An 18,373-nucleotide genomic window follows, 5' to 3' on the forward strand; every position below is an offset into this window, starting at 1 on the left:
GCCGCGCTTTATCGGCTATACACTCAAGGCCACTGCCTGGAGCCCGCTATGCCGTCCACCTTTCGTTCATCATTGATTCTGGCCCTGGTGGTCGTGCTGACCGGCATTGGCGCCGGGCTGGGCGGGATGTTGCTGGCGTTGCTGCTGCACGGCATCCAGCACCTGGCCTACGGTTACAGCCTCGACAGCCTGGTCAGCCACGAAACCTTTTTGTGGGGCGTCACCGCTGCCGCGCCGGAGCGACGTCTGCTGGTGCTGGTGGTGTGCGGCCTGGTCGCCGGGCTGGGCTGGTGGATGATTTATCGCTATGGCCGCCCGCTGGTGAGCATCAAGCAGGCCGTGTCTGAACAGATGCCGATCATGCCACCCAAAACCACCCTCGCCCACGCCGTGCTGCAGATCATCACCGTGGCCCTCGGGTCGCCATTGGGCCGTGAAGTGGCGCCGCGCGAAGTCGGCGCGCTGGCCGCGACCTGGCTGTCACAACGGGCTCGCCTGGAACCCGACATGCACCGTTTGATCGTGGCCTGCGGCGCCGGCGCGGGGCTGGCGGCGGTGTACAACGTGCCCTTGGGCGGCGCGGTGTTTGTGCTGGAAGTGCTGGTGGGCGCCTTCAGTTGGCCGGCGGCGGTGATTGCGCTGGCGACCTCGGCGATTGGTGCGTCGGTGGCGTGGATCGGGCTGGGTGCGGAATCGCAATATGCAGTGCCACATTTTGTGTTGAGCCCGGCGCTGATCACTTGGGCCGTGGTGTGCGGGCCGGTATTTGGCGTGGCCGCTTATGGGTTCAGCCGTTTTACCGGCGCCGCCAGGGCCAACGCCGCGCGCGGTTGGCGCCTGCCAGTCATGGCGCTGATCAACTTCACCATTATCGGCGGGCTGGCGATGCTGCTGCCGCAGATCCTGGGTAATGGCAAAGGCCCGGCGCAACTGGGCTTCGACAATGAACTGACGATTGGCCTGGCCGCCATCCTGCTGCTGGTCAAGGTGTTGATCACCGCCAGTAGCCTGCGCGCCGGCGCCGAAGGCGGCCTGCTGACGCCGGGCCTGGCCAACGGCGCGTTGCTGGCGATTCTGCTCGGTGGTGCCTGGAGCCTGGTGTGGCCCGGGGTGCCGCTGGGCGCGTTTGCGATCATCGGCGCGGCGGCGTTTTTGGCGTCCAGCATGAGCATGCCGCTGACCGCGATTGTGCTGGTGGCGGAATTTACGCGTATCGAGCATGACTTTCTGGTGCCGATCATTCTGGCAGTGGTGGGTTCGATGTGCGTGAGCAAGCTGTGTCAGCGCTGGGAAATAAGTGGAAAAAAGCCCGCCCCAAGCGCCATCCTCTGCGCTTTAAGCCGCCCACTTCGCGGCGCTCGACGTTTAAAGGATATGCCCATGCTCGCCCCACTCCTCACCCCTGCCGATTTCGACTTCATCGACGAAACGCTGTTTAAATACGGCGACGATCATTCGGTGCTGAACCTGGCTGAGCTCGACGGCTACTTCACCGCGCTGGTCTCCAGCCCGGCACAAGTGGACGTCGCGCAGTGGTTCCCGGCGATCTGGGGTGGGCAGAACCCGGCCTGGGAAAACGCGGAAGACGCCCAGCGCTTCCTAGAGCTGTGCGTGCGTCATATGAATACGCTGGCGGCGCAATTGGCCACCGACGCGCAAAGCTTCAAGGCGCGCTTTGATGACACCGAACACCAAGGCCACCCCCTCACGCTTGCCGAGGAATGGTGCTTTGGCTATATCCGCGGTGCGGCAATTGGCAACTGGCCAGAACTGCCTGCCGAACAGGCGGCGCTGCTGGAGAAGATTTCCTGGTGCGCCGAGCAGGACAACTTTGAACTGCCGGCAGACCTGGATGTAAACGCCCACCAACAGCGGGCTCGAGCGATCGAACCCGCTGCGCGGGCGCTGCATGACTACTGGTTGGCCCGGCGTTAACAGCGCTTATTTGAAGTCCAGGTCAAACGCCTGATAGAACGCGTTGCCGGTGTTGGCCACGATCCACATCAACACCATTACATGCCGGCCTTTCTTGCCCTTGGGCAGCGTGACCTGGTGTTCGACCTTGGCTTTCATTTCATCGGCGTGCTGGTAGTACGGCACCTGGGTGTAAAAGTCTTCGAAAAACGGCTGGGCCTCAAGCTGCGCACGGCTGATGCGTTGTTTGGGGTCCCAGCCATCCTTGGTGATCAGCCAACGATAACCACGGGTGACGTGGGCGGCGGTGTACTCCCATTGCACCTTGAACACTTGGCCAGCCTCGACATTCAGCAATGGCCAGGTAAACGGCGTGTTGAGTTTTTTGCTCATCTCATCGTCGGTGAAGTTCAGGCAATCGCGGTCGTCGGTCTTGCCGCCGCTCAGGATATGCCCGTCAGCCGGCGGCGTGACGCTTTGATCATCGGTTTCATAGGGTGCCGGGAACGGCCCGGCGGTGAGCGATGGGAAGTTTTTACCGCCTTCCATCTCGTTGACTTGCCAGTTGCCGAGCAGCCCGCGCTCTACCGCCACCGAACCACGGCTGGGCGGGGTCACGACGCGACCGTGACGAAGTTGGGTCTGGGGTTTGTTCATTTCATTCACTCCTTGATTGAATGTGCCCCGTCATGGGGCACGCTTCGAACTTACCCTGGCGGGCGTTATTGTCCAGCCGCTGCTTCTCTCGGAAAATTCGCACACTGCCCGCGTATCGCTGAGTAAAGGGCATTGTCCTGCATCGGATTTACTGCTTGTCCTACGCCCACAGAAGTGGTTCGACTACAGGAGCAGTCCGTTCCCCGGACAAGTCGGCGACCGCCTCGAAATACGCGCCCTGCCACGATCCCTGCTCGACAAGGGTGGCGTGTTTGGCTGATTATTCGGGTCCGCCCGTCGGCCACTCCACACCGCCTTGCCTTGATCAGGAGCCTTGTACCTTGAGTTCGCAGAAAACCGTGACCGTTACACCGCCCAATTTCGCCCTGAACGGCAAGGTCGCGCCCCCCGGCTCCAAATCCATTACCAACCGCGCCCTGTTGCTGGCCGCCCTGGCCAAGGGCACCAGCCGCCTGAGCGGCGCGCTGAAAAGCGATGACACCCGCCACATGTCGGTGGCCTTGCGCCAGATGGGCGTGAGCATCGATGAGCCGGACGACACCACCTTCGTGGTCACAGGCTCCGGCAAGCTGCAATGGCCGGAGCAGCCGCTGTTCCTCGGCAATGCCGGCACCGCGATGCGTTTTCTCACCGCCGCCGTGGCCACCGTCGAAGGCACCGTGGTGCTCGACGGCGACGACTACATGCAAAAACGCCCGATCGGCCCGCTGCTGGCCACCCTCGGCCAGAACGGCATCCGCGTCGACAGCCCGACCGGCTGCCCGCCGGTGACCGTGCACGGCGTGGGCAAGGTGCAGGCCAAGCGTTTCGAGATTGATGGCGGCTTGTCCAGCCAGTACGTGTCGGCGCTGCTGATGCTCGCGGCCTGTGGCCAGGCGCCGATTGAAGTGGCGTTGACCGGCAAGGACATCGGCGCCCGTGGTTATGTTGACCTGACCCTGGACTGCATGCGTGCATTCGGTGCGCAGGTCGAGGTGGTCGACGATACCACCTGGCGCGTGGCCCCCACCGGCTACAGCGCCCATGACTACCTGATCGAACCCGACGCCTCCGCCGCCACTTACCTGTGGGCTGCCGAAGTGTTGACCGGCGGGCGCATCGATATCGGTGTGGCCGCGCAGGACTTCACCCAGCCGGACGCCAAGGCCCAGGCCGTGATCGCGCAGTTCCCGAATATGCAAGGCACCGTGGTCGGCTCGCAGATGCAGGACGCGATCCCGACCCTGGCGGTGCTGGCCGCGTTTAACAACACCCCGGTGCGTTTCACGGAACTGGCCAACCTGCGCGTCAAGGAATGTGACCGTGTGCAGGCGCTGCACGACGGCCTCAACGCGATTCGCCCAGGTTTGGCCACCATCGAGGGCGACGACCTGCTGGTGGCCAGCGACCCGGCACTCGCCGGCACTTCCTGCAATGCGCTGATCGACACCCACGCCGACCACCGCATCGCCATGTGCTTTGCCTTGGCCGGGCTGAAGGTGGCGGGAATCCGCATCCAGGACCCGGACTGCGTGGCCAAGACCTACCCTGATTACTGGAAGGCCTTGGGCAGTCTTGGGGTTGCGCTGAGCTACTGAGCCAGCACGTCGGTATGGGGAGGGACTGCACATGACCATCCGCCAACCCTGCCCACCCGGCGTGTGTGCCTGTGACCGCGAGCAGCTGTTGCAAGCGCCCGGCGCCGACCTGCGTATCCTCAGCCTGACGCGTCAGGAAGAGAAGAAGCTGGTCGAGCGCCTGGAAAACCTCCAGAGCCTGCAAGACCTGGAACACATGCAACAGAAGATGTTCGAGCAATTGGGCATCCGCGTGCAGGTGGCGCCAGGGCATACCGAGGTCAAGAGCATGCGCGGCATTCAGATCAACATCGACGAGCAGCCCGGCCTGTGCCGCAAAACCCGCCAGGCGATTCCGGCGGCGATTCGCCGTGGCCTGGAGAAGCGCCCGGAAATCGCCTACCGCCTGTTGGATGCCCACGATCTGTTTCGCGAAGGCTGACTACCCGGCCACCGTTTCGGCTTCAAACAAGCGCTGCCCGATGGCTTTTGCGGTGTGCAAATGCGCCTGCGCAGCGCCGCTTTCCGTTTCCAGCAGCAGCGTTGACGTCACCACCTGCGCCCCACAGTAATCAAAAATCCCGTAGTCGATCTGCGTGCGCATGGCCTTGGCATAACCGTGCCGATCGAACGCGCTTTCATCTGCCGCACCCAGCGCCAGCAGGTGCACCTGCAAGTGCCGCAGTTTTTTCACCACCGGCGTATCGGGGCCGTAATCGATCGCCCAGCCGTTGACGAACACGCGGTCGATCCAACCTTTGAGCAGGCCCGGCAGCGACCACCAATAAATGGGGAATGCCAGCACCAGCGCATCGGCGCGGTCGATGCGCGTCTGCTCGGCGAGCACATCGGCGGGCGGCTCAGCGCGAGCGCGGTGTACCCGATGGTCGGCGGCGGTATAGCGTGGGTCGAAGCCTTCGGCGGCGAGGTCGGCAACCTCATAAGTGTGGCCGGCCGCCGTGAGCCCGGCCGCCACCTGTGCGGCCACGCTATGGGTGAGGGATTGTGGGTCGTGATGGGCTACAACGATCAGTGCGTGCATGACATTCACTCCATTTCGGGCTAGGCTGGGCGCTAGCTACTTTTAGTAGGTTACGCACCTTAAGTTACTTTTGGTATATAAGCATGTCAAGCGCTGAATCCCCTGCCCCACGCCGCCGCCTGTCCCGCGAGGATCGCCTGCGCCAATTGCTCGACATGGCCTGGCAACTGGTGCGCGAAGAAGGCACCGAAGCCCTGACCCTGGGCCGCCTGGCCGAGCTGGCGGGCGTCACCAAACCGGTGGTCTACGACCATTTCGTCACCCGTGCCGGCTTGCTGGCAGCACTCTATGAAGACTTCGATAGCCGCCAGAACCAGGTGTTTGCCGATGCGCTGGACTCCAGCGCCGCCACCCTGCACGAGCAAGCCTGGGTCATCGCGTCGTGCTACGTCGATTGTGTGTTGTTGCAAGGGCGGGAAATTCCGGGGGTGATTGCCGCCTTGAGCAGCTCGCCGGAACTGGAAACGCTGAAGCGCAAATACGAGGCGATCTTTCTGCAAAAGTGCCGCGATGCACTGGCGCCGTTCGCGCCCAACGGCACGGTTTCCCAAGCGGGCTTGCGCGCCATGCTGGGCGCCGCCGAGGCCTTGTCCCAGGCAGCGGCCAGTGGCGAGATCAGCCGCGAAGAAGCGCAGCAGGAGTTGTTGGCGACGATTCTGGCGATGGTCAATCGCGGCCGCGTTTAACTAATTAGTCACGCAGGAGGAATAAAACGCCGCGACGGGTGTTTACCTGGGTACACCTTCTCAACTCCGGAAAAAACCAGGAGCTTGTCATGCTGAAAAAATCCTTCCTCGCGGCCGCTGCACTCCTCGCCTGCGCTTCGTCCTTGGCCATCGCCGCCCCGGCCAAGGTGGCCGACAGCGCCAAGGGCAAAGTGCTGGTGGACGGCCACGGGATGACGCTTTATACCTGGGTCAAGGACGCCAAGCCTGGCGACGTCACCGGCGACGGCGTGGGTGGCAACTGGAACCTTGCTAAGCCATAACATCTGGGCTGTGTACATATCCGTTATTTTTGTAACGGCGGCCTATGGTTCCGCTCTTACAGCGGGTCACTTTTGCAAGGACGCAAAAGTAACCAAAAAGTCCTCGCCCCAACACTCGGTGCCTCGCTGTGGCTCGGCATGCCCGCAATCCGACACTGATTTGGGGGGCCGCCGCCACGCGCCATCCATGGCGCGGGGCGGCTAAACCGGCATCCCTGCCGGTTTACCCCCCAAATCACTGTCAGATTCCGGCCATCGTGTTTGACGGGGCGATTTCAGATCAAGATCAAGATCAAGATCAAAAGCGCAGATCAAAAGACCGCTGACTTCGTCATCGAAAAGGATGTAAGAGCCAGAGCAACAGCAACAGCAACAGCAACAGCAACAGCAACAACAGAGCCATACTCGGTCAAAGGTGGGAGCTGGCTTGCCTGCGATAGCATCAACTCGGTTTACCTGACACACCGAGGTGTCTGCATCGCAGGCAAGCCAGCTCCCACAGAAAAGCAGCTCTTCAGTGCATGCAAATCTGCAGCCGACCTCATATTCAAAAATACATGCGGTCAACTGTGGGAGCGGGCTTGCTCGCGAATGCGGTGTATCAGTGACAGATTAATTGACTGAACTACCGCCTTCGCGAGCAAGCCCGCTCCCACAGTTGGACCGAGTTGCATCAGGTAGATAGGCTGTCGCTTTGCATTTGATCTGGCTCTTGCTTCAACCACTCAGGTCGGCTTTCAGGCCGCCGTGCTCTGCTTTTGATCTTGCTTTTGATCTGAGGCGCCCCGTCAACCACGATGGCCGAACGCAGGCTTGAATCCGTGGGTAACCCGGCAGGACGCCGGGTTAGCCGCGCTGGGCCAAGGATGGCCCATCGCGGCGGCCCACGGATTCAAGCCGGAGTGAGGGCACACCGAGCATTAGCGAGGTGCCGAGTGGTGGGGCACAGACCTTTTGGTTACTTTTGGGGCGTTTGCCAAAAGTGACCCGCTGTAAGAGCGGAACCATACTCAGCCGTTACCGCAGCAACGGATATACACACACCCCCCTCTACCCAAGGAAGATTTTTAACACTCAGGACAGGTGCTGATTCACAAACAACCGCACCTTACGCCCCAACTGATCCAAGTGCCGATCCCGCTGCTTCTCGGCATCAACCATCGCGCGCTTGCCGTGTTTTTGCAGCAAGTACGTATGAATCTGCCGCACCTCCAGCGAGCTGTAGATCGCAGCCACGTCCAGCACGCCCATCAAACCATCGGTCCCATAATCGCGCGTGTTCATCAACACCTGGGGGCCCCGTGCGCCACGCACCTGAAAGCCCATTGCTTTAAATGCCGGCACTTTTTCCACTGAGCAGGCAAGCTCTGCGTGGGGGTAATGCGCCAGCACCTCGCCAAGCATGGCGCGGGCCACGCCCTGGCGCCGATGCCCGGCTTGCACGGCCATAAAGGCGATGCCACAGGCGTGCGGATCATCCTTGACGGGCAGGTACAGGCAAAAGCCGATCACCTGTTCTTCCTGCATCGCCACCACCAGTTCAACCGCGATGCCCTTGGTGCCGTTCAGCGCCTCAAGGTACAGGTGCACCTCGTAACCGACGGCATATTGATAGATGTTGTAGAGCAGGTTGCTCGGCGGCAATGCCACGCTGCTGATGTCGGTGAGGTTGTCTACCACCATCTGCAGGATCTGGCTGTTGATCGGCTCGGGGCTGGCGGTGGTGTAGCGGGTAAGGCTGAACATGCAAATTCCTGGGTTTAGCATCAAGGCAGCGGTGATTGTACCTGCTGCCCGCACACCTCGCGCAAACCGCCGCGCAACCAGCGGTGGGCCACGTCGGCATTCAGGCGCGGGTGCCAGAGCATGGCCACGGTCAAGCCCACGGCGCGACACGTAGACATGCTGGCCCTGGGCGCGGTGTTTGCCTGGTGGTCCACGCCGCGCCGCCCAGTGTTGCCTTTGGCTTGCACGTGACCTTCGCCGCCGCGTTGGCCCTGATCATCACCGCCGGCACTTTTGCCTGGGGCCGCAACCGCGCCACGATCTGCCCGCAGAACACCCGTTGAGGCAAAAAAACAAAAAAGGCGTTGCCCCAAACCGGGTTACTTCGCGCATCATGGGCACTTTCAAGCTCAAGGGTAACGTCCATGCGCGTGCTGTCATTGATGATGGGTCTGACGACGCTGGCCGCCAGTTTGGTGTTCTGCGCCAGCGCGATGGCGAATGAAGAAAGTCAGTTGGTGCAACAGATCAACGAATACCGCAGCCAGGTGCAACGCTGCGGCGACCAGGGCTCCCAGGAACTGCCACCGCTGACCAGCGATACGCGGCTGGTGTTGCCGGCCACCAATGTCGGTGACTTGCAGCAGGCGCTGGCACGGGCCGCCTACCCGATGGTGAACGTGCAGGCCATCAGCCTCTCCGGCCCCAAAAACGCCGAGGCGGCGATGAAGGCCGTGCGCGAAAGCTTCTGTCGCGTGGTGCTGGACCCACAATTTGTCGATATCGGCGTGAGCAACAGCGGCCAGGACTGGCGCATTGTGCTGGCCCGCCCGCTGCTCACCAGCGGCCTTGGTGACTGGCAGACCGAGGGCAAAAAACTGCTCGAGCTGGTCAACGCTGCGCGTCAGCAACCGCGCCAATGCGGCACCCAGGCGTTCACCGCGACCACGCCGCTGTCGTGGAATGATGACCTGGCCAACGCCGCCAATGGGCATTCGCGCAACATGGCCAATGGCAACTTCTTCGACCACCTGGACCATGACGGCCGTACACCAGGCGACCGCGCGGAATTGGCGGGGTATATCGCAAAAAACATCGGTGAAAATATCGCCGCCGGCCTCGACACCCCGCGCAAGGTGGTGGACGGCTGGCTCGCCAGCCCCGGGCATTGCGCCAATCTGATGAACCCGCAATTTCGTGAATTGGGCGCGGCCTACGCCATGGACCCAAAAAGTGATGCCGGCATTTATTGGACAGGGGTTCTCGGCGCGCAATAGAAGGCTTGAGACCCGTCGGCCGCTCTATTCATTTGGATAGTGCGTCAAATTGCCATCACCTGGATAATCGTCCTGAACTGGCGGCATTCATTCCGGTCTGTAGCTTGTTAGCCTGACCGCTTCAGGCCCTCGACAGACCGTGGTAAACAAGGTGTTCTCGCAATGATGAATTGGCTGCAAAGCAGCAGCGACATGGCTGAGCGGGTTCGCCAGCATGACTGGGCCAACACGCCACTGGGCCCGCTGGAGCAGTGGCCCGACGTGCTCAAGACCACCGTAGCGCTGTGCTTCGCATCGAGCTTCCCCCAAGCGATTGTCTGGGGCCCGCAGTTGATCACGCTCTATAACGACGCATTCATTCCGATACTGGGCGCCAAGCCCGATCCGTTGGGGCGCCCGTTCAGCGAGGTGTGGCACGAGGTGTGGGCGCAGATCAGCCCCATCGCCGATGCCGCCTTCCAGGGCCATGCCACCTACATCGAAAATTTCCCCCTGGTGATTGAACGCGGCCCCACGCGGGACCAAGCGTATTTCACCTTTTGCTATAGCCCGATTCGCGACGCCGAGGGCAAGGTGGTGGGCATTCTCGACACCGTGTCGGAAACCACCACCACGGTATTCCTCGCCCGTCGCCCTGGCGGTGCTGGATGCCATCAGTCACACCGTGGCCAACGCGGCCGATGCCGAAACCATTCTGACCGGCACCACCCAGTTGGTGGCCCAACATCTGCAGGTGAGCAACTGCGCCTACGCCGATATGGACGCCGATGAAGACGGCTTCACCATCCGCGACAATTGGGTGGCACCCGGTTCGCCCAGTATCATCGGCCGCTACAGCCTGGCGGCCTTTGGCGAGACAGCGGTCAAGTGCCTGCGGGCCGGTGAGCCACTGGTGATCCATGACAACCTGCGCGAGCTGCCGCCAGAGGAATCGGCGTCCTTTCAGGCACTGGGGGTCAGCGCCACCATCTGCATGCCCTTGATCAAAAACGGCCGGCTGACCGCCTTGATGGCGGTACACGATAAACATCCACGGCTGTGGTCGAGCTACGACCTGGCGTTGCTGCGCGAAGTCACCGAGCGCTCCTGGGCGCATATCGAGCGCGTGCGCGCCGATGCCCATGTGCGTGAAGGCCTGGCAGCCTTTGCCGAACTCAACACCACCCTGGAGCAACGCGTCGAAGAACGCACCCTGGCACTGGCCCAGGCCGAAGCCGCGTTGCGCCAGTCGCAGAAGCTCGAAGCCATCGGCCAGTTGACCGGCGGCGTGGCCCACGACTTCAACAACTTGCTGACCATCATCCGCTCCTCGGTGGATTTTCTGCGCCAGCCGGGTTTATCCGAAGAGCGCCGCCAACGCTACATGAGCGCGGTATCCGACACCGTCGAGCGGGCCAGCAAGCTCACCAGCCAACTGCTTGCCTTTGCCCGCCGCCAGCCGCTTAACCCGGAAGTCTTTGATGTGAGCCTGCGGGTCAAAAACATCGGCGAGATGCTCGAAAGCCTTACCGGTGCGCGTATCCGCGTGCAGCTGGAACTGCCACAGCGGCCATGCCATGTGCGCGTCGACTCCAGCCAATTTGAAACCGCCCTGATCAACATCGCGCTCAATGCCCGCGATGCCATGGAGGGCCAAGGCACCCTGACCCTGCGCGTGGCCCACATCGCCAAGCTGCCGCGTATCCGTGGCGATGCCGAATCAAACCAGCCCTTTGTGAGCATTGCCCTGGCCGACACCGGCAGCGGCATTGCCGTTGACACCGTCGAGCGCATTTTCGAACCCTTCTTTACCACCAAGGCGGTGGGCAAAGGTACCGGGCTTGGCTTGTCCCAGGTGTTCGGGTTTGCCAAACAATCCGGTGGCAACGTCGACGTCAGCAGCAGCCTCGGCCAGGGCAGCGTGTTTACCCTGTATCTACCCGAGGCCGAGCCTGTGGCGGTGCAGGCCTGCCCGGCTCAGGAAGACCAAGGCCCGGTGCCCGACACGGCGGCGCGTCACATCCTGATAGTCGAAGACAACCTTGAGGTTGGCCGCTTCGCCAACCAGATCCTGCAGGACCTGGGCTACCGAACCACCTGGGCCACCGATGCCGAACAGGCACTCGCGCTGGCCGGCCCGGACGGCATGGCGTTTGACGCGATTTTCTCGGATGTGGTGATGCCCGGCATGACCGGCGTGGCCATGAGCAAACGGCTGCGCGAGCGCCGCCCCGACTTGCCGGTGGTGCTCACGTCAGGCTACAGCGAAGAACTGGCCGACAGCGGCTATGAAGGCTTCGAATTCCTCCCCAAGCCCTACTCCGCCGACCAGGTGGCGCGGGCATTGGCCAGGTCGATGCTCAAGGAATGACGCGCTACTGCGCGACGGCTACCTGATTACGGCCCATGGCCTTGGCGCGGTACAGCGCCTTGTCGGCGTTGTTCATCAGGCTGTGCAAGTCCTGATCAAGGCTGCGGGTCGTGGCCACACCGAGGCTGGCGGTCAAGCCTTTTACCGGCTCGGAACTCAGCCCCGAAATCGCCTGGACCAGTTGCTCGGCGATGCCCTGTGCAGTTTCCAGCGAGGTGTTGGGCAGCAACACCGCGAATTCTTCACCGCCGAGTCGACCATAAACGTCGGCCTGGCGAAACGACGCGCTGATCACCCCGCCAATCTGGCGCAACACCTGGTCACCGGCCTGGTGGCCGTAAGTGTCGTTGATGTCCTTGAAGTGGTCCATGTCCATCATCAGCGCGCTCAGCGGCTGCTGGTTGTGGCGGCATTGCGCGTACAGCAGGTGGGCCTGTTCGAAAAATGCGCGACGGTTCATCAGCCCGGTGAGTTCATCGGTCTGGGCGGCACGCGTGGAGATGTGGTGGGCACGTTCCATCTGCCGCGTCAGGCGAAAGGCTTTTTCCAGCGCATCCGACAGCTTGCGCGTGGCGCTGGCCACAAAGGTCGAGAACACCAGCACCGCAATCGCCACGCCTACTTGCATCGGCGCCGGCTGGAACAGCAACCACAGGGTGCACGGCAACAGCACCAGCGCCATGGAACCCAGGGTCATATAGCGATAGGCCGAATAACACGACACCGCGCTGACCGACATGCCCACAGTAAACAGCATGACCAGCACCTGGGAGACGCGATCATCCGGCGGCATCACCGCCAGGGCGCCGAGGCCCCAGGTGCCGGCTGACAGCATCAGCGTGACCCAATAACGGCGCTCCCAGCGCGCGGGAGTGCGCTCGCTGTCGGGGCAGCGAAACCAGTCGGTGAATAGCTTGACCCGCACCAGCGAGGTCACCGCCAGCACACCCAGCCAGGCCAGCATGACCTCGTGGTCAAACCGGCTCCAGCACAGCCAGCAGAGCATGACGGCGCCCAGGTAGCTGCCTAAAATGGCCGAGAACGATTGGCGAAACAGCTGGTGCAACCGGTCGGTTCGCACCTGCTGTTCGATAAGTTCATCCGGGTCTTGCCCACGCCCAAGGCCGTTCATGAAATACGCCCGCTTCGACTGCCACGACAAAGGCGCCATTGTGGCACCCTGCCAGTAGCGTGGACAACAGAATCCACCACGCTAGAGCCCTTAAAGCGTTTCCGGCCGCAGAATCAACACGCCCAACGGCGGCAGGTTCAGCGACAGCGACACCGGTTGGCCATGGCGCGGCTCCTCCTGGGTGAACACTTCGCCGCCGTTGCCATAATTGGAGCCGGCATACGTATCGGCATCGCTGTTGATCACCTCGCTCCAGCGCCCGGCAAACGGCACGCCGACCGCATAGCCCTCACGCGGTACCGGGGTGAAGTTGGCCACCACCAGCACCGGCTTGCCGTCCTTGCTCCAGCGCAGCCAGGCATAGACGCTGTTGATTGCGTCGTCGCCAATCAACCACTGGAACCCTTGGGGCGCATCGTCCTGCTCATGCAGCGCCGGTTCTTCGCGGTACAGGCGGTTCAGGTCGCCGACCAGTTTCTGCACGCCGCGGTGTTCGGGGTATTGCAGCAAGTACCAGTCCAACTGCTGGTCGTGGTTCCACTCGCGCCATTGGCCGAATTCGCAGCCCATAAACAGCAGCTTCTTGCCGGGGTGCATCCACATGAAGCTCAGGTAAGCGCGCAGGTTGGCGAACTTCTGCCAGCGATCGCCCGGCATCTTGTCGATCAGCGAATGCTTGCCGTGCACCACCTCATCGTGGGAGATCGGCAGGATAAACCGCTCGGACCACGCATACACCAGGCCGAAACTCAGCTCATTGTGATGATGGGCGCGGTACACCGGGTCTTGCTGGATGTAATGCAGCGAATCGTGCATCCAGCCCATGTTCCACTTGTAGTTGAAGCCCAGGCCGCCTTGCTGCGTGCTCTGGCTGACGCCCGGCCAGGCCGTGGATTCTTCGGCGATCACCAGCGCGCCCGGCGCTTCCAGCGCGACCACATCATTGAGATGGCGCAGGAAGTCGATGGCCTCCAGGTTTTCGCGGCCGCCATGGCGGTTAGGCACCCACTCGCCGGCTTTGCGCGAATAATCGCGATACAGCATCGAGGCCACCGCATCCACACGCAAACCGTCGATGTGGAAGTGTTTGAGCCAATGCAACGCCGAAGCCAGCATAAAACCATGCACTTCGGTGCGGCCCAGGTTGTAGATCAGCGTGTCCCAGTCCTGGTGGAAACCTTCCAGCGGGTTGGCGTATTCGTACAAGGCCGTGCCGTCGAACTGCGCCAGGCCGTGGGTATCGGTGGGAAAATGCGCCGGCACCCAATCCAGAATCACACCGATGTCGGCCTGGTGCAGGGCATTGACGAAAAAGCCGAAGTCTTCCGGCGAGCCAAAGCGTGCGCTCGGCGCAAACTGCGACAGCGCCTGGTAACCCCAGGAGCCGCCGAACGGGTGTTCCATGATCGGCATCAGCTCAATATGGGTAAAGCCCAGTTGCTGCACATAGGGAATCAAGCGCTCGGCCAGTTCGCGCCAGCCATATTGGCGCGACACTTCGCCGGCCTCGTCCAGTTCGCACTGCCAGGAACCCACGTGCAGCTCATAGATCGACAAGGGTGCCGAGGCCTTCTGTTTGTCGGCACGCGCCTGCATCCATTCATGGTCTTGCCAGTCGACCTGCAACGGCGCGGCGACTTTCGAGGCAGTGTCGGGCGGCAATTGAGTCGCAAGTGCCATCGGGTCGGCCTTGAGCGGCAAAATCCCATGGGCGCCGAGAATCTCGTACTTGTAGGCCGCACCCGCTTGCAGGCGTGGGATAAAAATTTCCCACACGCCAGACGGATGCCGCAGGCGCATCGGATGACGGCGGCCGTCCCAGATATTGAAGTCGCCCACCACCGACACGCGCCGCGCATTCGGCGCCCACACCGCAAAGCGCACGCCTTGCACGCCGTCGACGCTGGTGACCTGCGCGCCCAGGCAATTGCCGAGGTCACGGTGATTGCCTTCGGCGAACAGGTACAAGTCCATTTCACCCAGCAGCAATTGACTGAAGCTGTAAGGGTCTTCGGTGATCTGTTCGCCGCCGGCCCACTGGATCTTCAACAGGTAGGCCTGACGCGTGGAAAAATGCCCGACAAACAAACCCGGCACCTGGGTCGCATCCAGGCTGCCGATGGTTTCACCGCTATCGCGGGCCAACACATGGACGCTCAAGGCTTCGGGCAGGAACGCACGGATAAATTGCCCGCCCTGCTCGTCATCGTGCGGCCCCAGGATGGAAAAAGGGTCCGGGTGTTCCGCGCGCACCAGCGCCTCTACATCTTTTGGCGCCGGCATGGCGGTCAACTTCGCTTGCAGCGGTTCTCTCTGTGTAAAACTCATGACGTCTCCCCACCGCGTGCATTATTCGCTTGAGATACCAGCCCGCTGAGTAAACCGTGCAGCCCCTGCAGGGGCACCGGCAACCAGGTCGGGCGATTTTCTGCTTCGTAAGCCACTTCGTACGCGGCCTTCTCCAGACTGAACAACGTCAGCGCTGCGTCCTGGCCGTTGGCATCCTGCCAGTCATGCGCCAGTGTAGACGTAGCCTGATGATAAGCCTGGATAAATGCGCTGCGCGCCTCACTCAAGTAACGGTCAGTCACACGCTTGCGGGCGGCATCCGCTTGCGGTGAATGATCCACGCCTTGCACATTCAGGGCCATGGCGGCGGCGTAATCAAACGAGCGCAGCACACCACTTACATCTTTATACGGGCTGTGCTTGCCGCGCCGTTCATGCAGCGGGCGCGCCGGCTCGCCTTCAAAGTCGATCAAGTACGCATCGCCCTTGACCACCAGGACCTGCCCCAGGTGCAGGTCACCGTGGACGCGAATGCGCAAACCGCCCGCCGTGGCTTTCGCCAGGGCCTGGACACTGCCGGCAAGCGCTTTTTTCTGCCCCAGCATTTCACTGACCAGCGCCTGATCGGCGGGGTTCAACTGGCTTTGATGAAGTTTTAACAACTGCAGCGCGCGGTCGATCTGCGCACCGACGTCCTTGGCCCAGGCCTGGGTGTCCTTGGCCGTGGTGGTTTCAGGCTTGAAGTCTTTGTTGGTGGTTTTCGCTGCCAGTACCGCGTGCATTTCACCAAGGCGCTGGCCAAGCAAACCGGCAAAATCCTGCAGCTCGCCCAAGGCGTTGTAATGCTGCTCCTGCTCGGAAATCGCTTGGGCCAGCTCGTCGCGAATCGCACGTTCCAGGTTGTTCTGGGTCCAGCTCCAGGCGTCGCCCTGGTTGCTCAGGTAGCCTTGGGCAATCATCAGCAGGTTGTCCTGCCCTTCTCCATCGCGACGAATCATCGAGCCCAGCAACGGCGAAATATTCGGGTATTCGGCGGCCGTCAGGTAAGCGCTCATTTCCAGCTCCGGGTGCACCCCGGCGCTGACTTTGCGGATCAGCTTGAGCACCAGGCTCTCGCCCACCACCACCGAACTGTTGGACTGCTCGGCCGACAGGTAGCGCACCTGCGTCTCATCGGTCAGTTGCAAGGCGGCCAGGTGCGGCGTGGCTCCAAAACGCAGATCACCTTCGTGGGTGTTCAACACCGTGCCGGCCTGCAAGCCCTGAATCACCGCCCGGATAAAGTGTTCCAGGCTGAAGGCGTCGGTCACCAAACCGACCTGGCGGCCACGGCGGACGCGGGCCAGCGCCAGTTGCTGGGGCAAGGCACTGGTGAACTGGTCTTCAGCTAAAAAGCCGAACGGCAATTGATAACGACTGACCTGGCCGCCGCTGGTCACCTCGACCTCGCTGAGCAGCACCGGGTGCTGCGGGTCGCCAAACCGCGCGCCGTAGGCAATCCGCACTTGATCGATAGCGGTGTCTTTACCGGCAAACCAACGCCGCTTGGGCAACCATGCCGGCAGCGAGGTGTGTTCCAGGGTGGTGCGGCACGGCTCGTCGAGTAACTCTTCCATGCGTTGTTTAAGCACCAGCGTGGTGAAATCCGGCATGCTCTGCGCCGGCTCCACATGCCAGCTGGGCATCTGGTTTTCGGCCGCCAGCACAAACCAATAGAAACCGTATGGCGCCAACGTCAGCAGGAAATTCAGCTGGCCGATGGGCGGGAACGCATTACCGCCGAGCATCTCCACCGGCACCATGCCGGAGAAAGCGGACAAGTCCAGCTCGGCCGCCTGGGCGCTGCGCGACACGTTGGCCACGCACAGGATGGTTTCCGTGCGGCCATCGTCGCCGGTGAACTCACGGGTATACGCCAGGATACGGCGGTTGCTCGGCGAGAGCATTTTCAGGCTGCCACGCCCAAAAGCCTTGGACTGCTTACGCACCGCCAACATGCGCCGGGTCCAGTTCAGCAGTGAATGCGGGTCCTGGGCCTGGGTTTCGACGTTGACCGACAGGTAGCCATATTGCGGGTCCATGATCGGCGGCAGCACCAGGCTGGCCGGGTCGGCGCGCGAGAAGCCGCCGTTACGGTCGATGGACCATTGCATCGGCGTGCGCACGCCGTCGCGGTCGCCCAGGTAGATGTTGTCGCCCATGCCGATTTCATCGCCGTAGTACAACGTCGGCGTGCCGGGCATCGACAGCAACAGGCTGTTGAGCAATTCAACGCGGCGGCGGTCACGCTCCATCAGCGGCGCCAGGCGCCGACGAATACCCAGGTTGATGCGCGCGCGGCGGTCGGCGGCGTAGTAGTTCCACAGGTAGTCGCGCTCTTTGTCGGTGACCATCTCCAGAGTCAGTTCATCATGGTTGCGCAGGAAGATCGCCCATTGGCAGTTAGCGGGGATCTCCGGGGTCTGGCGCAAAATATCGGTAATCGGGAAACGATCTTCCTGAGCCAGCGCCATGTACATGCGCGGCATCAGCGGGAAGTGGAAGGCCATGTGGCATTCATCGCCGTCGTCGCCTTTTTTGTCACCGAAGTACAGCTGAGTATCTTCCGGCCACTGGTTGGCCTCGGCCAGCAGCATGCGGTCGGGGTAATGCGCGTCGATCTCGGCCCGGATCTGCTTGAGCACGCCGTGGGTTTCCGGCAGGTTCTCGTTGTTGGTGCCATCGCGTTCGATCAGGTAAGGAATCGCGTCCAGACGCAGGCCATCGATGCCCATGTCCAGCCAGTAGCGCATCACCGACAGCACGGCTTTCATGACTTGCGGGTTGTCGAAGTTGAGGTCTGGCTGGTGCGAGTAGAACCGGTGCCAGAAGTACTGGCCGGCGACCGGGTCCCAGGTCCAGTTGGACTTTTCGGTGTCGAGGAAAATGATGCGGGTGCCGTCGTACTTCTGGTCGTCATCGGACCACACGTAAAAGTCCCGCGCCGCCGAGCCCGGTTTGGCCTTGCGCGCCCGCTGGAACCAGGGATGCTGGTCGGACGTGTGGTTGATCACCAATTCAGTGATCACCCGCAAGCCACGCTTGTGTGCCTCGCTGATAAAACGCTTGGCGTCGGCCATGGTCCCGTAGTCGCTGTGCACACCCCGGTATTCGGCGATGTCATAGCCATCGTCGCGACGCGGCGAGGGGTAGAACGGCAGCAGCCAGATGGTGTTGACGCCCAGGTCGGCGATGTAATCGAGTTTGGCGATCAAGCCGGGAAAGTCGCCGATACCGTCGTTATTGGAGTCGAAATAGGATTTGACGTGAACTTGGTAGATTACCGCGTCCTTGTACCAGAGCGGGTCTTTGATAAACGTGGCTGGGGTGGGTTTCTTCGCCATTGGAAACTCCTGGAACACTGAAAATTGTGCGGAAGACAT

At 61.9% G+C, this 18,373-nt stretch carries 13 protein-coding genes and 3 pseudogenes; 9 read left to right on the forward strand and 7 right to left on the reverse strand.

What is annotated here, in order from left to right:
* Positions 1-48: 48 nt before the first annotated feature.
* Positions 49-1,293, forward strand: a pseudogene (locus QF043_RS15080) (chloride channel protein); the annotation flags it as partial.
* An 87-nt stretch (positions 1,294-1,380) separates the two neighbouring features.
* Positions 1,381-1,935 carry a UPF0149 family protein gene (locus QF043_RS15085; RefSeq protein ID WP_307421402.1) on the forward strand — a complete coding sequence of 185 codons (555 nt, stop codon included), beginning with the start codon at positions 1,381-1,383 and terminating at the stop codon, positions 1,933-1,935.
* A 6-nt stretch (positions 1,936-1,941) separates the two neighbouring features.
* On the opposite strand, the gene QF043_RS15090 is transcribed toward QF043_RS15085, so the two are convergent.
* On the reverse strand, positions 1,942-2,571 hold the full coding sequence (locus tag QF043_RS15090) for a lytic polysaccharide monooxygenase auxiliary activity family 9 protein (RefSeq protein WP_307419148.1): 630 nt from the start codon (positions 2,569-2,571) through the stop codon (positions 1,942-1,944).
* Between the two features lie 341 nt (positions 2,572-2,912).
* Here QF043_RS15090 and aroA point away from each other — a divergent pair, with 341 nt between their 5' ends.
* Positions 2,913-4,169, forward strand: coding sequence for a 3-phosphoshikimate 1-carboxyvinyltransferase (aroA, locus tag QF043_RS15095; protein WP_307419149.1), 1,257 nt, complete (start codon positions 2,913-2,915; stop codon positions 4,167-4,169).
* 31 nt (positions 4,170-4,200) lie between these two features.
* Complete coding sequence (locus QF043_RS15100) at positions 4,201-4,590, forward strand: hypothetical protein (RefSeq protein ID WP_307419150.1); 390 nt, start codon at positions 4,201-4,203, stop codon at positions 4,588-4,590.
* Here QF043_RS15100 and QF043_RS15105 read toward each other — a convergent pair whose 3' ends face one another.
* Positions 4,591-5,190, reverse strand: coding sequence for an NAD(P)H-dependent oxidoreductase (locus tag QF043_RS15105; RefSeq protein ID WP_307419151.1), 600 nt, complete (start codon positions 5,188-5,190; stop codon positions 4,591-4,593). It abuts the gene before it with no gap.
* A gap of 83 nt (positions 5,191-5,273) precedes the next feature.
* On the opposite strand from QF043_RS15105, the gene QF043_RS15110 reads away from it, so the two are divergent.
* Together QF043_RS15110 and QF043_RS15115 are read left to right on the forward strand one after the other, a co-directional pair.
* Complete coding sequence (locus tag QF043_RS15110) at positions 5,274-5,876, forward strand: TetR/AcrR family transcriptional regulator (RefSeq protein WP_307419152.1); 603 nt, start codon at positions 5,274-5,276, stop codon at positions 5,874-5,876.
* Positions 5,877-5,965: 89 nt separating this feature from the next.
* The gene (locus QF043_RS15115; RefSeq protein WP_307419153.1) at positions 5,966-6,178 is read left to right on the forward strand and encodes a hypothetical protein; all 213 of its coding nucleotides are present in this window, start codon (positions 5,966-5,968) and stop codon (positions 6,176-6,178) included.
* 1,074 nt (positions 6,179-7,252) lie between these two features.
* Here the strand turns inward: QF043_RS15115 and QF043_RS15120 are convergent.
* Together QF043_RS15120 and QF043_RS15125 are read right to left on the reverse strand one after the other, a co-directional pair.
* Positions 7,253-7,924, reverse strand: coding sequence for a GNAT family N-acetyltransferase (locus tag QF043_RS15120; protein ID WP_307419155.1), 672 nt, complete (start codon positions 7,922-7,924; stop codon positions 7,253-7,255).
* A gap of 20 nt (positions 7,925-7,944) precedes the next feature.
* Positions 7,945-8,055, reverse strand: a pseudogene (locus QF043_RS15125) (LysR family transcriptional regulator); the annotation flags it as partial.
* A 54-nt stretch (positions 8,056-8,109) separates the two neighbouring features.
* Between QF043_RS15125 and QF043_RS15130 the strand changes: the two are divergent.
* From QF043_RS15130 to QF043_RS15140, 3 genes and pseudogenes are all read left to right on the forward strand, one after another.
* A complete protein-coding gene (locus tag QF043_RS15130) occupies positions 8,110-8,247 on the forward strand; it encodes a hypothetical protein (protein ID WP_307419157.1) in 138 nt (45 codons plus the stop codon).
* An 81-nt stretch (positions 8,248-8,328) separates the two neighbouring features.
* The gene (locus tag QF043_RS15135) at positions 8,329-9,180 is read left to right on the forward strand and encodes a CAP domain-containing protein (protein WP_307419158.1); all 852 of its coding nucleotides are present in this window, start codon (positions 8,329-8,331) and stop codon (positions 9,178-9,180) included.
* 162 nt (positions 9,181-9,342) lie between these two features.
* Positions 9,343-11,530: pseudogene (locus QF043_RS15140) on the forward strand (GAF domain-containing protein).
* 4 nt (positions 11,531-11,534) lie between these two features.
* On the opposite strand, the gene QF043_RS15145 reads toward QF043_RS15140, so the two are convergent.
* Genes QF043_RS15145 through treS form a run of 3 tightly spaced genes read right to left on the reverse strand, consistent with a single transcriptional unit; the run spans position 11,535 to position 18,334 of the window.
* Entirely contained in the window at positions 11,535-12,701 is a 1,167-nt protein-coding gene (locus tag QF043_RS15145; RefSeq protein WP_307419160.1) for a diguanylate cyclase, read from the reverse strand.
* A 51-nt stretch (positions 12,702-12,752) separates the two neighbouring features.
* A complete protein-coding gene (gene glgB / locus QF043_RS15150; protein WP_307419162.1) occupies positions 12,753-14,990 on the reverse strand; it encodes a 1,4-alpha-glucan branching protein GlgB in 2,238 nt (745 codons plus the stop codon).
* Positions 14,987-18,334 carry a maltose alpha-D-glucosyltransferase gene (gene treS / locus QF043_RS15155; RefSeq protein WP_307419163.1) on the reverse strand — a complete coding sequence of 1,116 codons (3,348 nt, stop codon included), beginning with the start codon at positions 18,332-18,334 and terminating at the stop codon, positions 14,987-14,989. The genes glgB and treS overlap by 4 nt, the downstream gene beginning before the upstream one ends.
* Positions 18,335-18,373 lie beyond the last annotated feature (39 nt).

Origin of the sequence: Pseudomonas sp. W3I7 (genome assembly GCF_030816095.1) — a bacterium.
GTDB lineage: Bacteria > Pseudomonadota > Gammaproteobacteria > Pseudomonadales > Pseudomonadaceae > Aquipseudomonas > Aquipseudomonas salomonii.

Bases quoted from the DNA above. Each gene is read 5' to 3' on its own strand.
- QF043_RS15085 (WP_307421402.1), top strand. From the start codon at position 1,381: ATGCTCGCCCCACTCCTCACCCCTGCCGATTTCGACTTCATCGACGAA.
- QF043_RS15090 (WP_307419148.1), bottom strand. From the start codon at position 2,571: ATGAACAAACCCCAGACCCAACTTCGTCACGGTCGCGTCGTGACCCCG.
- QF043_RS15100 (WP_307419150.1), top strand. From the start codon at position 4,201: ATGACCATCCGCCAACCCTGCCCACCCGGCGTGTGTGCCTGTGACCGC.
- QF043_RS15105 (WP_307419151.1), bottom strand. From the start codon at position 5,190: ATGCACGCACTGATCGTTGTAGCCCATCACGACCCACAATCCCTCACC.
- QF043_RS15110 (WP_307419152.1), top strand. From the start codon at position 5,274: ATGTCAAGCGCTGAATCCCCTGCCCCACGCCGCCGCCTGTCCCGCGAG.
- QF043_RS15115 (WP_307419153.1), top strand. From the start codon at position 5,966: ATGCTGAAAAAATCCTTCCTCGCGGCCGCTGCACTCCTCGCCTGCGCT.
- QF043_RS15120 (WP_307419155.1), bottom strand. From the start codon at position 7,924: ATGTTCAGCCTTACCCGCTACACCACCGCCAGCCCCGAGCCGATCAAC.
- QF043_RS15135 (WP_307419158.1), top strand. From the start codon at position 8,329: ATGCGCGTGCTGTCATTGATGATGGGTCTGACGACGCTGGCCGCCAGT.
- QF043_RS15145 (WP_307419160.1), bottom strand. From the start codon at position 12,701: ATGGCGCCTTTGTCGTGGCAGTCGAAGCGGGCGTATTTCATGAACGGC.
- glgB (WP_307419162.1), bottom strand. From the start codon at position 14,990: ATGAGTTTTACACAGAGAGAACCGCTGCAAGCGAAGTTGACCGCCATG.
- treS (WP_307419163.1), bottom strand. From the start codon at position 18,334: ATGGCGAAGAAACCCACCCCAGCCACGTTTATCAAAGACCCGCTCTGG.